Consider the following 14,825-nt stretch of genomic DNA (forward strand, 5'->3'; position numbering starts at 1 on the left):
CGCCCCCGCGCCGGCGCGCGACGCCGCCCCTCGCCCCGCCCTCGTGGCAGGCGCCCATGCCCCCTTCCTGGCCCTGCTGGGCAGCGGCCGTCATCTGCTGGAGGCCGGTTGCGGGGCAGGAGAGGATCTGCGCCTCTTTCGCCAGCAAGGCCTCACCGTGACAGCCTTCGATGCGAGCCGAGCGCAGGCCGCCGCCGCCTCGCGCCTGTGCGGCCAGCCGGTGCGAGTCTGCCGCTTCGAGCAGATGCGAAGCGTCGTTCCCTATGACGGCATCTGGGCCAGCGGCTCCCTCCCCTGTCTGCCCGAACACGAGATAGCCCCGGCGCTCGGTCATCTGGCCACCCTCCTCAAGGCCGGGGGCCCTCTCTACGCCTCCTTCCCCCACGGGATGGGCGAACCGCAGCCACGGTCGGGGGAATATCCCCTGCAGACCCGGCTCGACGAGGCGGGGCTGCGACGCCTGATCGCTCCCCTCCCCTTCACCCTGCACCATGGCTGGGTGGGGGAAGATGAAGTGAACGGCCCCTGGCTGCACGCCTTGCTGGTGCGGCGCTGATCCGCGACCCCCCCCGAGGTCAGTGACACCTCACGGCATTCAGCCCATTAACAATATTTAACCCTGAGTTAACCACCATAAAGCAGACAAGATGCGGTGTTTGTGTTAAAAAGCGGCATTAAAATCAAAATTAAATAACAAATCAGACACCAACACCTGGATTCCCCCATGAAACTCGTTCTCAATCTGGTTGCCGGTATCCTCGCCGGCCTGCTGCTCGGTCTCTATGCCCCCGAATGGGTCGCCCGCGTGCTGTTCACCGCCAAGACGGTGATAGGCCAGCTCATCACCTTCACCATCCCGCTCATCATCCTCTTCTTCATCATGAGCGGCATCGCCAGCCTGCCGAAGAACTCCGGCAAGCTGCTGGGCAAGACGGTGGGGCTCTCCTACTGCTCCACCATACTGGCGGGCCTGTTCGCCTTCACCGTGGCGAGCCACCTGATCCCGCACCTGACCACGGCCGCCGAGCCCACCGCCGAGGCTGCCACCAAGCTCGCTTCCTACATCAATCTCGAGATCCCGCCCCTGTTCGGGGTGATGTCGGCCCTGGCCGCCGCCTTCGTGTTCGGCATCGGCATCAGCGCCACCCAGGCCACCGACCTGCGCCGGGTCGCCGATCAGGGCCGTGACATCATCGACCGCCTGCTGGCACGCGTGATCATTCCCCTGCTCCCCTTCTACATCGCCGGCGTCTTCGTCGAGATGACGGTGGAAGGCACCGTCTTCGCCACCCTCAAGACCTTCGGGGTAGTGCTGGTGATGGCCATCGTCATGCACTGGATCTGGCTCTGCGTCCTGTTCGTCGGCACCGGCCTCGCCCAAGGGCGCTCCCCCGTCATGCTCATCAAGAACATGCTGCCCGCCTACTTCACCGCCCTTGGCACCATGTCCAGCGCCGCCACCATTCCGGTGGCCCTGCAAGCCAGCAAGCGCAACGGCGTGAGCGACGGCATCGCCAACTTCACCGTGCCCCTGTGCGCCACCATCCACCTGTGCGGCTCCACCATCACCCTGGTGACCTGCGCCACGGCGGTGATGTTCCTCTCCGAACACCTGGCCATTCCGGGCTACGGCACCATGGTGCCCTTCATCATGATGCTGGGCGTCATCATGATTGCCGCGCCGGGCGCACCGGGTGGCGGTGTCATGTCCGCGCTCGGCCTGCTCACTTCCATGCTCGGCTTCGGTGAGGCCTCCATCGCCCTGATGATCGCCCTCTACCTGGCCCAGGACAGCTTCGGCACCGCCTGCAACGTCACCGGTGACGGCGTCATCGCCCTGTGGGCCGACCGCTTCGCCCGGGGCGAGCCAGCACTCAGCACCGAGCAGGACGCAGCCTGATAGCGCAGGCAATAAAAAACGGGAGCCATCGGCTCCCGTTTTTTATTGGTGCAAGAGGGCGTCTCAGCCCCGGCGACGGATCACCCCTTCCTGCATGGTGCTCGCCACCAATACCCCATCCCGGGTGAAGAACTGGCCGCGCACCAGACCCCGACCGCCGCTGGCGCTCGGGCTGTCCACCACGTAGAGCAGCCAGTCGTCCAGCCGGAACTCCCGGTGGAACCACATGGAGTGATCGATGGTGGCCACCTGCATGTCCGGCTCCCAGTAGGAGACCCCGTGGGGCTGCAGGGCGGCGAACAGGAAGTGGAAGTCGGAGGCATAGGCCAGCAGGTAGTTGTGGACCCGCTGATCATCCGGCACCGGGCCATTGGCCTTGAACCAGGTGTAGCGAAGGGGCTCGTGAACATCCGGGCGGATGGGGTCCACCAGGGTCACGGGGCGAATTTCGATGGGCTTCTCGCACAGGATCTTGTCCCGCAGGGCCGCCGGGATCATCTGCTCGTAGGGACGCACCAGCTCCAGCTCGCTCTTGAGCTGCTCCGGGGGCGTGATGCCGGCCGGCATCTTCGCCTGGTGCTCGAAGCCCTCGGCCTCCACCTGGAAGGAGGCGTTGAGGTAGAAGATGGGCTTGCCATTCTGGATGGCCTTTACCCGGCGGGTGGAGACGGTCTGGCCGTCGCGGATGTTCTCCACGTCGTAGACGATGGGCTTGTTGGCATCCCCGGGGCGCAGGAAGTAGGAGTGGAAACTGTGGACCTGGCGGTCGCTTGCCACCGTCTGCTTGGCGGCTGACAAGGCCTGCCCCATCACCTGTCCGCCAAACACGGATCGCAACCCGAGATCCTGGCTCTGGCCCCGAAACAGGCCCTCCTCGATCTTTTCGAGCGCCAGCAACGCCAGCAGCTCATCCAGTACCTTGCTCATTGGTTTCTCCTGTCTTTGTGCGCGAAAGGCTAACAAGCCCGTCCCGGCAGGGCAACAGCTCCCTCGGCAGGGTCGAAAAAAAAGAAAGAGAAATTGATGAAAACAAAAATGCATTAGTAAAAGGAATGAAAAGCCCCCTGCGCCGCCCTCTTTGTCGTACCAGGCCGGGAACATGTCCGGAACACAAAAAAGCCCGCACCTTGGGGTGCGGGCTTGTGGCGTGTCCGGGGCGAGCTACCCGTGGCGGCGGCTTACTTGCTGCCGGTGCCGGAATTGCGGGTGGAGGAGGTCGGCTTGCGACGGGCGGTGGTGGCACGGGCGCGCGGCTCCTTGCCCTGCATCTCCTTGTGGCGCTTCACGGCGCGACGGATCTGGGCGGCCTGCTTGTGGCGGGTGCTCTTGCCATCCTGCTGCAGATCGACCTTGGACTCGGTCTCGTTGGGCAGATTGACCAGGCCGCGCAGGTAGTTCACCTCGGGGAGTTTCAGCTCCTGCCAGCCGCCGCGGGGGATGCCGCGATCCAGCTTGACGTCGCCGTAGCGGATACGCATCAGGCGGCTCACCTGCACTTCCTGGGACTCCCACAGGCGGCGCACTTCCCGGTTGCGGCCCTCGGTCAGGGTGACGTTGAACCACTGGTTCAGCCCTTCACCGCCGGCGGGCTTGATCTTGTTGAACTTGGCCATGCCGTCTTCCAGCTGCACGCCCTTGCGCAGGCGCTGCAGCATGGCTTCGGTGATCTCGCCAAAGACCCGCACCGCGTATTCCCGCTCCACTTCGTGGCTCGGGTGCATCAGGCGGTTCGCCAGCTCACCGTCGGTGGTGAACAGCAAGAGACCGGAGGTGTTGACGTCGAGACGACCCACCGCAATCCAGCGGGCACCATCCATCTTGGGCAGACGATCAAACACGGTGGGACGTCCTTCCGGATCGTGGCGGGTGCACATCTCCCCTTCGGGCTTGTGGTAGGCCAACACGCGGCAGATCACTTCCTCTGCGGCGCGGGTCTTGACCTGGTGGCCATCCACCCGGATCACGGCGTTCACTTCGACGCGATCCCCCAGCGTGGCGACCTTGCCATCCACGCTGACCCGACCTGCGGTGATCAGGGCCTCCATCTCACGACGGGAGCCTTGACCCGCGCGGGCCAATACTTTTTGCAGTTTTTCACTCATCGGGTTTACCTGATTGTTGATCGCTGCCCGCCGACATCGCGGACAACCTTGGCTCTTGTGGGAAGGCCCCGTTGGCCTCCCCACCATGTTCATGCTCAGCACGGCCTGCCAGAGGCTGACCGTCACCGCCCTCGCCCGGCATGAGCGACAAGGGGGCCTGCAGCTCGGGATCCAGCTCGGGGAGCTGCTCCAGACTCTGCAGGTTGAAATAGTCCAGAAATTCACGGGTGGTGGCGAGCAGCTCGGGGCGACCCGCCACCTCCTTGTGGCCGATGCTGCGCACCCAGCCACGCTCCTTGAGGGTGTTGACGATCTGGCTCGACACCGCCACCCCGCGGATGGCTTCTATCTCCGCCCGGGTGATGGGCTGACGATAGGCAATCAGCGTCAGCGTCTCCATCACGGCGCGGGAATAACGGGGAGCCCGCTCGCTCCACAGGCGCGACAGCTCCTCGGCGTACTCCTGGCGGGCCTGGAAACGCCAGCCGGAGGCCACCTCTTTGAGCTCGACCCCCCGCTCGCTGTAATCCTGTCTGAGCTCTGCCAGCAGCAGCTGGACATAGCGGCCGGTGACCGGGTAGTCCGAGAGCACGCTGCCCTTGATTTCGCTCACCGTGAGGGGACGCCCCGCCACGAAGATCGCCGCCTCGATCAGGGTCTTCAATCGTTCAGCAGGCAGCGCCACGGTGGACCTCCCGGGTCCGCGCCCCTGGCGCCGCCCCTCGCTCAGTGTAGATGCTCATGCTCCTCCCCCTTCCCCTGACTCGCCAGGGCAAAATGGATGGGGCCCAGGGGCTCCGCCTGCAAGATCCAGATCAATTGCTCCTTGCACAGCTCCAGCAGGGCCAGGAAGGTCACCAGCACCCCCATGCGCCCCTCCTCGGCCCGCAGCACCTGCTCCAGGCGCAGGGTCTGGCCCAGGGAGAGCATGGCGAGGATCTCCGCCATCCGTACCCGGGTCGGGATCTGCTCGCGGCGGATCTGGTGATGTTCAAAATGAGTCGCGCGTTTTACCACACTTTGCATGTAAAGGGCGAGTTCAACCAGAGAAACATCGGGCGCCAATGGCTTCAAGGCACCAAAATCCGGCGCCATGGCGGCGGCGACGAAGATCTCCCGCTCCACCCTCGGCAGGGCATTGACCCGCTCCGCCCCCAGCTTGTAGCGCTCGTACTCCTGCAGGCGACGAATGAGGGTGACGCGAGGGTCTTCTCCCTCCTCCTCGTCTTCCAGCTCCGGGGCCTTGGGCAGCAGCAGGCGGGACTTTATCTCCGCGAGCCAGGCCGCCATCAGCAGGTATTCCGCCGCCAGCTCGAGGTTGAGCCCCTGCATCAGATCCACGTACTCCATGTACTGGGCGGTGATCTGCAGGATGGGCAGGTTGAGGATGTCGAGCTGCTGGCGCCGGATGAGGTAGAGCAAGAGATCCAGCGGCCCCTCGAAGGTGTCGAGAAACACCTCCAGCGCATCGGGGGGGATGAACAAGTCCTGGGGCAGCTCATGGTAGGGCTGCCCCAGCACGGTGGCGATGGGCGGGGGAAGGGAAGCCTCCCCCGTCGTGCCCGCGGGGGTTGTCAGCGCGGGCACGGGGTCGGCAAGATCACTCAAACGGCGTCGGATCCCCGGCACCGCGGCGACGCAGCACGGGCTCGTCGTCGGAGAAGTCCACCACAGTGGTGGGCTGCTCGCCCAGATACCCGCCGTTGACCACCAGATCCAGCTGCTTGCCGAGCTTGTCGGCAATCTCCTCGGGGTCGAACTCCGCCATCTCGGAGCCCGGCAGGATCAGAGTGGTGGAGAGCAGCGGCTCACCGAGGGCCTCGAGCAAGGCCAGCGCGATGTTGTTGGCCGGGACCCGGATGCCGATGGTCTTCTTCTTCTCGTTCATGAGGCGACGCGGCACCTCCTTGGTGGCCTTGAAGATGAAGGTGTAGGGTCCGGGGGTGTTGTTCTTGACCAGCCGGAAGGCGGTGTTGTCCACCTTGGCATAGGTGGAGATCTCCGAGAGATCCCGGCACACCAGGGTGAAGTCGTGGTTTGGCTCGATGCGACGGATGCGGCAGATGCGCTCCAGGGCATCCTTGTTGCCCATCTGGCAGCCCAGGGCGTAGCCGGAGTCGGTGGGATAGACGATGACGCCGCCGTTTTGCAGGATCTGCACCGCCTGGCTGATGAGGCGAACCTGGGGATTGTCGGGATGTACGTAAAAATGCTGACTCATATGCTCTTCTCGCGATAGGGGGCACGCTCGTTGCCCGCTTCATGGTCAAGGGCCCCTTGGCCCATGACACTACCTTAACCTGTTTGACGCAGACTCGCCTGCATCAAAGATGCCGGCCCGGGGCGCTCAGCGGCTGGCCAGCAGACCCGCATGCTCCTCGGGGGTGAGCCCGAAATGACCGGGGTGACCCAGCCACAGCGGCATCCCCTCCTTGGGGAGCCAGAGGTGGCGGCCAAGCTCGGTCCAGTTGGAGGGGAAGTGAAAATCGGACCCCACCGAAATATAGAGATCGTGCTCCCTGGCCCACTGGCCGAGATTCGCCCGCTCCTGTGGGCTCTGCTGGGGCAGGGAGACCTCCATGGCATCCCCCCCGACGGCCTTGAAGGCCACCAGCAGCCGTTTGATCCACTTGGCGGTGAGATTGTAGCGGCTCGGGTGAGCCAGCACCGCCAGCCCGCCTGCGGCGTGGATGGCCTCGATAGCCTCTCCCATCCCGGGCCACTCGGCGGGCACATAGCCCTTGTTGCCCCGGCTCAGGTACTTCTTGAACACCTTCTGCATATTGTCGGCCACCCCGCGCGCCACCAGCACCCGGGCAAAGTGGGCCCGGGTCACGGCGGCGTCACCGGCGAGCTGCTTGGCCTCTTCATAGGTGCCCGGGATGAGGCACTTCTCCAGACGACGCCCGATCTCCTCGGCGCGCGCCTCCCGGCGAGCCCGCTGCCCTGCCAGAAAGGCGAGCAACTGGGGATTTTTCTCGTCCACCCCGAGGGCCACGATGTGGATCTCGTGATGCTCCCACCCGGTGGAGATCTCCACCCCGCTCACCAGGCGCAGTGGCAACTGGTCGGCCGAGATGGTCTGGCGCACTTCTTCAAGCCCGTCGAGGGTATCGTGGTCAGTGACCGCTAACACCTCCACCCCTTTTTCGGCGGCGCGGCGCACCAGGTCGGCGGGGCTCAGCACCCCGTCCGAGGCGGTGGTGTGGCAATGAAGATCGAATCTCATCGGCGTGTTTCGCTCTTGTTTGGGACCTGCCTGGAAAAGGCCGGCAAAAAAGCGACTTGACTTGGCCGCGGCTTTATCGTTTTCTGTAGGCACTTCATTGCAAACATCTTTTTACAGGACTCAATCTCATGCAAGCGACTTCCATCCTGACCATCTGGTGGTGGCACACTCCCTGACATGCGGGCGTGTGGTCGTTGCTGTACCTGTAATCTGACAGCAAGTTAAGAACCCAAAGAAAAAGCCCGCTGACCCCAGCGGGCTTTTTTATTATCCGGCAAATGGACCTGTGATGAAACCGACAATTCAGAGAAGCACACTGACATGGCGATGGCGAACTCGCTGACGTGACCCGAACCCGACCCATTTTCAAGAGAGACAGCGCCATGACCATCGGTGACACACAACACATGCAAGGGAAGGCATTATGACAGGCAACAAGACCCGTTTGCCCCTGGGCGAATTCGATACCATCCGGCTCAATGCCCCCTATGTGACAGACCCCCTGGCACTCTATACCCGACTCTGCCAGGACAGACCCAACAACCTGCTGCTCGAATCGGTGGAGATCGACTCCAAGGCCGGTACCCAGAGCCTGCTGCTGGTGGACGCCTGCCTGCGCATCGAGTGCCGCGGCCGCGCCGTGCAGGTGCGCCCCCTCGGCGACAACGGCGCCGCCCTGCAGCGCCTGCTGGAGCAGCGCCTGCCCGCCGTCATCACCCAGACCCGAGTGGCGGACGAGCTGCACCTCGACTTCCCGGCGTCCGATCGGGAGCTTGACGAAGACAGCCGCCTCAAGGGCAGCAGCGTGCTGGACGTGCTGCGCACCCTGCAGCGGGAGCTGCAATGCCAGCAGGGCAAAGAGGCCCTCTTCATGGCGGGCAGCTTCGCCTACGACCTCATCGCCTCCTTTGAAGACTTACCCGAGGTGCCAGAGGGGAGCAACGACTGCCCTGACTACTGCTTCTATGTGGCCGAGACCCTGATCACCATCGACCACATCAAGCAGAGTACCCAGTTGCTGGCCTGCCTGTTCGGCGGCGAAGAGGATGAGCAGCTGGACGCGCGCTACGCCCGCCTGACCGCTCGCCTCGAGTCCTTCAAACAGGCCTGTCAGCAGCCGCTGCCTGCGCCGCAGGGCACGGCGCCGCTGACCGGCGCCCTGGCCGTCGACAAGGGGGACAAGCAGTTCTGTGCCGAGGTCGAGAAGCTCAAGGGCTTCATCCGCCGTGGTGACATCTTCCAGGTGGTGCCGTCCCGCAGCTTCTCCCTCCCCTGCCCGGATCCCGTCGCCGCCTATCGCCGCCTCAAGCAGACCAACCCCAGCCCCTACATGTTCTACGTGCAGGACGAGGGCTTCACCCTGTTTGGCGCCTCCCCCGAGAGCGCGGTCAAGTTCTGCGCCAACAGCCGCCAAGTGGAGATGTACCCCATCGCCGGCACCCGCCGCCGCGGCCTCAACCCGGACGGTAGCATCAACCTGGATCTGGACGGCCGCATCGAGCTGGAGCTGCGCCAGGACGAGAAAGAGGTGGCCGAGCACCTGATGCTGGTGGATCTGGGTCGCAACGACATCGCCCGCATCTCCGCCCCCGGCACCCGCTACGTCAAGGATCTGCTGAAAGTGGATCGCTACAGCCACGTCATGCACCTGGTCTCCCGGGTGGTGGGCACCCTTCGCGCCGACCTTGACGCCCTGCACGCCTATCAGGCCTGCATGAACATGGGCACCCTGACCGGTGCCCCCAAGCTGCGCGCCAGCGAGCTTATCCGCATGGTGGAAGGCAAGCGCCGCGGCAGCTACGGCGGCGCCGTGGGTTACCTCAACGGTGCTGGTGAGATGGACACCTGCATCGTCATCCGCTCCGCCTTCGTGAAAGAGGGGGTCGCCCATGTCCAGGCCGGCGCCGGGGTGGTCTATGACTCCAAACCCCAGGCCGAGGCGGACGAGACCCGCGCCAAGGCGGCGGCCGTGCTGGCCGCCATCGCTGCCAGCCATGGCACCTCCCTGCAGGCCCTCAGCGCCCAGCAGGAACAACACAAGGACGTGAGCCATGACTAACATCTTCCTGTTCGACAACGTCGATTCGTTCACTTACAACGCTTTGACCGACCAGTTCCGCACTTCGAAGGAGCAGTCCCATGACTAACATCTTCCTGCTCGACAACTTCGACTCGTTTACCTACAACCTCGTCGACCAGTTCCGCACCCTGGGCTACCCGGTGCGCATCTACCGCAACAGCCTGCCGGCGAGCCGCATCATGCAGGAGATCGACGCCTGCGAAGGGGACGCCGTGCTGGTGCTCTCCCCGGGGCCGGGCGCCCCCCATGAGGCGGGCTGCCTCATCGATCTCATCAAGCTGGCCCGGGGCCGGGTGCCCATCCTTGGCATCTGCCTCGGTCATCAGGCCCTGTGCGAAGCCTACGGCGGCACCGTCGGGGCGGCGGGGGAAATCGTCCACGGCAAGCGCTCCCTCATCGAGCACAACGGCCATGGTGCCTTCGCGGGGCTGCCGAGCCCCTTGCCGGTGGCCCGCTACCACTCCCTGGTGGCCACCTATGTGCCACAAGAGTTGCAGGTGATTGCCCACTATCAGGGCATGCCCATGGCCATCGAGCAGCGTGACGAGCGGGTGCTGGGCTTCCAGTTCCACCCGGAATCCATCATGACCAGCGAAGGGGCCCGCCTGCTCACCCAGGCCCTCGCCCATGTCACCCGTCCAGAAAGCCACGTGCGGTAAGGAAGAGACCATGCATCAACATCTCAACACCCTCTATCAGGGTCAGTCTCTCACCCGCGACGCCGCCCGCGACGCCTTCGGCCAGGTGGTTCGTGGTGAAGTGGATCCCATCGTGCTCGCGAGCCTTTTGACCGCCCTCAAGATCAAGGGGGAGACCCCGGAGGAGATCGCCGGCGCCGCCGAGGCGCTCTTGGCCGAAGCCCGGGACTTCCCGCGCCCGGACTATGCCTTCTGCGACATCGTCGGCACCGGAGGGGACGGCCTCAACACCATCAACGTCTCCACCACCTCGGCCCTGGTGGCCGCCGCCTGCGGCCTGAAAGTGGCCAAGCACGGCAACCGCTCGGTCTCGAGCAAGTCGGGGTCGAGCGATCTGCTCGATAAAATGGGGATCAAGCTCGACATGAGCCCGGCCCAGGCCCGCCGCTGCCTGGACGAGCTCGGGGTCTGCTTCCTGTTCGCCCCCCAGTACCACGCCGGGGTGCGCCACGCCATGCCGGTGCGCCAGGCCCTCAAGACCCGCACCCTGTTCAACGTGCTGGGGCCGCTCATCAACCCCGCGCGCCCCAGCTTCCAGCTGATGGGGGTCTATGCCCCCGAGCTGGTGCGCCCCATCGCCGAAACCCTGCTGGCACTCGGCCTGAAAACCGGTATGGTGGTGCACGGCGCCGGTCTCGACGAGATTGCCATCCACGGCCCGACCCAGGTGGCGGAGATCCGCGACGGCGAAATTCGCGAGTACTTGCTCACCCCGGCGGACTTTGGCCTCGACACCTACCCGGTCAGCGCCATCCAGGGCGGTGAGCCCGAGGAGAACCGCGCCATCACCGCCGCCATCCTGGAAGGGCGCGGCAGCCCGGCCCACAACGCCGCCATCGCCGCCAACGTGGCGCCGCTCCTGGTGATGGCGGGCGAGGCCCCGGACTTTAGGCAGGCCGCCGCCCGGGTGCTGGCGGTGCTGGCAAGCGGCCAGGCCGCCCTCCTCGCCCGGGATCTCGCCACCCTGAGCCATCAGGAGGCATGATGTCAGCCACCACCACAGCGTGCCCCAGGGGCACTCACCCAGAACGCCCGACGGGCAACAGCCAGCTTCGCAAGGATAACGAGATGTCAGATGTCATTGCTCCCCACGCCTTTCTGAACATGGCCTCCATCAGCCAGACCATTCTCGGCAAGATCGTGGCGGCCAAGCAGGAGTGGGTCGCCGCCCGCAAGGAGAGCCAGCCCCTGGCGAGCTTCCAGGACGCGCTGACCCCGAGCGATCGGGACTTCGAGGGGGATCTGCGCCAAGGCTCCACCCGCTTCATTCTGGAGTGCAAGAAGGCCTCCCCCTCCAAGGGCTTGATCCGCAACGACTTCAGCCCGGAGGCCATCGCCGACATCTATGGCCACTACGCCACCGCCATCTCGGTGCTGACGGACGAGAAGTTCTTCCAGGGGGATTTCGCCTTCCTGCCCCGGGTACGGGGCCGCGTCCAGCAGCCGGTGCTCTGCAAGGACTTCATGATTGACCCCTATCAGGTCTATCTGGCCCGCCACTATCAGGCGGACGCCATCCTCCTGATGCTCTCCGTGCTCACCGACGAGGGGTATCGCGCCCTGTTCAACGTGGCGAAAGAGTTGGGCCTCGGGGTGCTCACCGAGGTGAGCAACGAGGAGGAGCTGACCCGCGCCATCGACCTCGGTGCCCCGGTGATTGGCATCAACAACCGGGATCTGCGGGATTTGAGCGTCGATCTTGCCCGCACCCGGCAACTGGCGGCCAGGATCCCGGGGGATCGGGTGGTGATCAGCGAATCCGGCATCAACCACCGCGCCCAGGTGGCGGCCCTGCGCCACCACGCCAAGGGCTTCCTGGTGGGCTCTTCCCTCATGGCGGAGCCGGATCTGGAAGCCGCGGTGCGCAAGCTCGTGCTCGGCCAGAACAAGGTGTGCGGCCTGACCCGTCCCGAGGACGCCACCGCCGCCCATCAGGCGGGGGCCGTGTTCGGCGGCCTCATTTTTGTGGCGAAAAGCCCGCGCTACGTGGACATTCCCGCCGCCCGCGCCGTGATGGCGGGTGCGCCGCTCTCCTACGTCGGGGTGTTTCGCAATGCCCAGCCCGCCACCATCGCCAAGACGGTGGATGCGCTGGGGCTCGCCGCCGTGCAACTGCACGGGGACGAAGACGCCGCCTATATCGAGACCCTGCGCCCCCTGCTGCCGGCAGGCTGCCAGATCTGGAAAGCGGTTGGAGTCACAAGTGGCGAGCCCCTGCCCGCCCTCGACTACCCGGCGGATCGCCTGCTGCTTGATACCAAAGTTGGCAGCCAGAGCGGCGGCACCGGTCAGGCGTTCGACTGGACTCTGCTGGCCGGGCTCGACAAGAGCAAACTGATGCTGGCAGGGGGGCTCAACCCCGACAACGCCCTCGAGGCCGCGCAAGTGGGCTGTGTGGGCCTTGATTTCAACTCCGGGGTGGAGAGTGCCCCGGGCAGGAAGGATGCCCACAAGCTGACGGCCGCCTTTGGCGCCCTGCGCCAACTGTGAGCGCCCCCGTGACTCATTCAACGAATTAATGAACTGCGTTTGCCCATAAGCACAAGGAATAATGTATGACCCTGCTCAACCCGTTGTTTGGTGAATTTCGTCGATGACATGTATGTGCCCCAGCCATACGCCTCAGCCCGACAAGGCTCATACCTGATCTCAATTGCAGAATGTAAAGGAAGATAACCATGACCCTGCTCAATCCGTTTTTCGGTGAATTTGGCGGTATGTATGTGCCCCAGATCCTCATCCCCGCCCTGCTCCAGCTGGAGAAGGCTTTTGTCGATGCCAAGGATGATCCGGCTTTCGTCGCCGAGTTTCAGGCGCTCCTGACCGAGTACGCCGGTCGCCCGACGCCGCTCACCCTCACCCGCAATTTGACCAAGGGCACCAAGACCCGCCTCTACCTCAAGCGTGAGGACCTGCTGCACGGCGGCGCCCACAAGACCAACCAGGTGCTGGGTCAGGCCCTGCTTGCCAAGCGCATGGGCAAGCACGAGATCATCGCCGAGACCGGCGCCGGTCAGCACGGTGTGGCAACGGCGCTGGCCTGCGCCCTGCTCGGCCTCAAGTGCCGGGTCTACATGGGGGCCAAGGATTGCGAGCGCCAGAAGCCGAACGTGTTTCGCATGAAGCTGATGGGCGCCACCGTGATCCCGGTGCACTCCGGCTCCAGCACCCTCAAAGATGCCTGCAACGAGGCGCTGCGGGACTGGGCTGCCAACTATGAAACCGCCCACTACCTGCTCGGCACCGCCGCCGGCCCCCACCCCTTCCCCACTATCGTGCGGGAGTTCCAGAAGATGATCGGGGAAGAGGCCAAGGCCCAGTGCTTCGAAAAAGAAGAGCGCCTGCCCGATGCGGTGATCGCCTGCGTCGGCGGCGGTTCCAATGCCATCGGCATGTTTGCCGACTTTATCGATGAGCCTTCCGTGCGCCTTATCGGGGTCGAACCCGGTGGTCACGGCATCGAGAGCGGCGAGCACGGCGCGCCGCTGGGTCACGGCAGCAAGGGGGTCTTCTTTGGCATGCACTCCTTCCTGATGCAGGACAACCAGGGCCAGATCCAGGAATCCTACTCCGTCTCGGCGGGGCTGGACTTCCCCTCTGTCGGCCCCCAGCACGCCCACCTGGCCGCCATCGGCCGCGCCGAGTACCCCTCGGTGACCGACAAGGAGGCGCTGGACGCCTTCCAGGAACTGGCCAAATCCGAAGGCATCATCCCGGCGCTGGAGTCCTCCCACGCCCTGGCCCACGCCCTCAAGATGGCCCGCAGTGAACCGGAAAAAGAGCAGGTGCTCATCGTCAACCTCTCCGGCCGTGGCGACAAAGACATCTTCACCGTTGCCGACATCTTTGAAAAAGAAGGAACCTTGTCATGAACCGTTACGCACAACTCTTTTCCCGTCTGGACAAGGCCAATCAGGGCGCCTTCGTGCCCTTCGTGATGCTGGGTGACCCCACCCCCGAATTGTCCCTGGCCATCGTCGATGCCCTGGTCGAAGGGGGCGCCGACGCCCTCGAACTCGGCATTCCCTTCTCCGATCCGGTGGCGGACGGCCCCACCATTCAGGGCGCCGCCCTGCGCGCCTTTGCCAGCCACACCACCCCGGACGACTGCTTCGGCCTGCTCGCCCGCATCCGCGCCAAGTACCCACAGCTGCCCATTGGCCTCCTGGTCTACGCAAACCTGGTCTATGTGCGCCACATCGACGGCTTCTACGAGAAGTGCCAGCAGGCAGGGGTGGACTCCGTGCTGGTGGCGGACGTGCCGGTGCAGATGTGCGAACCCTACAAGGCGGCCGCCGACAAGTTCGGCATCGACAGCATCTTTATCGCCCCGCCCAACGGCGATGCCGAGACGCTCAAGGCCGTTGCCGAGCTCGGCTCCGGTTACACCTATCTGGTGAGCCGCGCTGGCGTCACCGGTGCCGAGACCAAGGCCGGCATGCCGGTGGAGGGCCTCATCAACTCCCTGCGCGAGTTCAACGCCCCCCCCGCCCTGCTCGGCTTTGGCATCAGCGAACCGGCTCAGGTACGTGAAGCGATCAAGGCTGGCGCCGCCGGTGCCATCTCCGGATCCGCCGTGGTGAAGATCATCGAGACCCACCACCAGAACCCGGAGCATATGCTCACCCGTCTGAAGGAGTTTGTGGAAGGGATGAAGGCCGCGACCAATCGCTAAGGTTGGGTATGGGGTCAACTATCTGTGACCCTGCTCTGCCAGTTCACATAACCACGCCATAACCATGAGAAAGGGAGCCTGACCGGCTCCCTTTCTTTTTATCTCGCTCTCGCTCGCACCCGCTTGCAGCTCCCAACTGTT

Annotated in this window: 14 protein-coding genes; 8 read left to right on the top strand and 6 right to left on the bottom strand. The window is 64.7% G+C overall.

Annotated elements, in window-relative coordinates; genetic code table 11:
- Positions 1–556, top strand: a 556-nt coding sequence (locus tag BN1120_RS00020) for a class I SAM-dependent methyltransferase (RefSeq protein WP_330217864.1), incomplete at its 5' end; no start/stop codon positions are given.
- Positions 557–724: 168 nt separating this feature from the next.
- Positions 725–1,900, top strand: coding sequence for a dicarboxylate/amino acid:cation symporter (locus BN1120_RS00025; protein WP_042014198.1), 1,176 nt, complete (start codon positions 725–727; stop codon positions 1,898–1,900).
- Between the two features lie 63 nt (positions 1,901–1,963).
- Here BN1120_RS00025 and tesB read toward each other — a convergent pair whose 3' ends face one another.
- From tesB to rnm, 6 genes are all read right to left on the bottom strand, one after another.
- Entirely contained in the window at positions 1,964–2,827 is an 864-nt protein-coding gene (gene tesB, locus BN1120_RS00030) for an acyl-CoA thioesterase II (RefSeq protein WP_039039188.1), read from the bottom strand.
- A 251-nt stretch (positions 2,828–3,078) separates the two neighbouring features.
- The gene (gene rluB, locus BN1120_RS00035; RefSeq protein WP_039039190.1) at positions 3,079–4,002 is read right to left on the bottom strand and encodes a 23S rRNA pseudouridine(2605) synthase RluB; all 924 of its coding nucleotides are present in this window, start codon (positions 4,000–4,002) and stop codon (positions 3,079–3,081) included.
- A complete protein-coding gene (scpB, locus tag BN1120_RS00040) occupies positions 3,995–4,687 on the bottom strand; it encodes an SMC-Scp complex subunit ScpB (RefSeq protein ID WP_042014199.1) in 693 nt (230 codons plus the stop codon). Before scpB ends, rluB begins: the two co-directional genes overlap by 8 nt.
- A 41-nt stretch (positions 4,688–4,728) precedes the next feature.
- The gene (locus BN1120_RS00045; protein ID WP_010673703.1) at positions 4,729–5,610 is read right to left on the bottom strand and encodes a segregation and condensation protein A; all 882 of its coding nucleotides are present in this window, start codon (positions 5,608–5,610) and stop codon (positions 4,729–4,731) included.
- Positions 5,603–6,223 carry an L-threonylcarbamoyladenylate synthase gene (locus BN1120_RS00050; RefSeq protein ID WP_010673702.1) on the bottom strand — a complete coding sequence of 207 codons (621 nt, stop codon included), beginning with the start codon at positions 6,221–6,223 and terminating at the stop codon, positions 5,603–5,605. The genes BN1120_RS00045 and BN1120_RS00050 overlap by 8 nt, the downstream gene beginning before the upstream one ends.
- Before the next feature lie 126 nt (positions 6,224–6,349).
- Positions 6,350–7,231 (bottom strand): RNase RNM, encoded by an 882-nt coding sequence (gene rnm / locus BN1120_RS00055; protein ID WP_039039192.1) that lies wholly within the window; start codon positions 7,229–7,231, stop codon positions 6,350–6,352.
- A gap of 424 nt (positions 7,232–7,655) precedes the next feature.
- On the opposite strand from rnm, the gene BN1120_RS00060 reads away from it, so the two are divergent.
- The 6 genes from BN1120_RS00060 (at position 7,656) to trpA (ending at position 14,684) form a co-directional block, all read left to right on the top strand.
- Entirely contained in the window at positions 7,656–9,290 is a 1,635-nt protein-coding gene (locus BN1120_RS00060) for an anthranilate synthase component 1 (protein WP_042014200.1), read from the top strand.
- A gap of 80 nt (positions 9,291–9,370) precedes the next feature.
- Complete coding sequence (locus tag BN1120_RS00065) at positions 9,371–9,970, top strand: aminodeoxychorismate/anthranilate synthase component II (protein WP_039039194.1); 600 nt, start codon at positions 9,371–9,373, stop codon at positions 9,968–9,970.
- Between the two features lie 10 nt (positions 9,971–9,980).
- Positions 9,981–10,994 carry an anthranilate phosphoribosyltransferase gene (gene trpD / locus BN1120_RS00070; RefSeq protein WP_010673697.1) on the top strand — a complete coding sequence of 338 codons (1,014 nt, stop codon included), beginning with the start codon at positions 9,981–9,983 and terminating at the stop codon, positions 10,992–10,994.
- Positions 10,994–12,499: a bifunctional indole-3-glycerol-phosphate synthase TrpC/phosphoribosylanthranilate isomerase TrpF gene (gene trpCF, locus BN1120_RS00075; RefSeq protein ID WP_042014201.1), complete on the top strand. Its 1,506-nt coding sequence runs from the start codon at positions 10,994–10,996 to the stop codon at positions 12,497–12,499. The genes trpD and trpCF overlap by 1 nt, the downstream gene beginning before the upstream one ends.
- A 188-nt stretch (positions 12,500–12,687) precedes the next feature.
- Positions 12,688–13,881 (top strand): tryptophan synthase subunit beta, encoded by a 1,194-nt coding sequence (gene trpB / locus BN1120_RS00080; protein WP_041214833.1) that lies wholly within the window; start codon positions 12,688–12,690, stop codon positions 13,879–13,881.
- Positions 13,878–14,684: a tryptophan synthase subunit alpha gene (gene trpA, locus BN1120_RS00085; RefSeq protein WP_042014202.1), complete on the top strand. Its 807-nt coding sequence runs from the start codon at positions 13,878–13,880 to the stop codon at positions 14,682–14,684. The genes trpB and trpA overlap by 4 nt, the downstream gene beginning before the upstream one ends.
- Positions 14,685–14,825: the final 141 nt, after the last annotated feature.

Source organism: Aeromonas caviae (assembly GCF_000819785.1).
GTDB classification, from domain to species: Bacteria; Pseudomonadota; Gammaproteobacteria; order Enterobacterales; family Aeromonadaceae; genus Aeromonas; species Aeromonas caviae.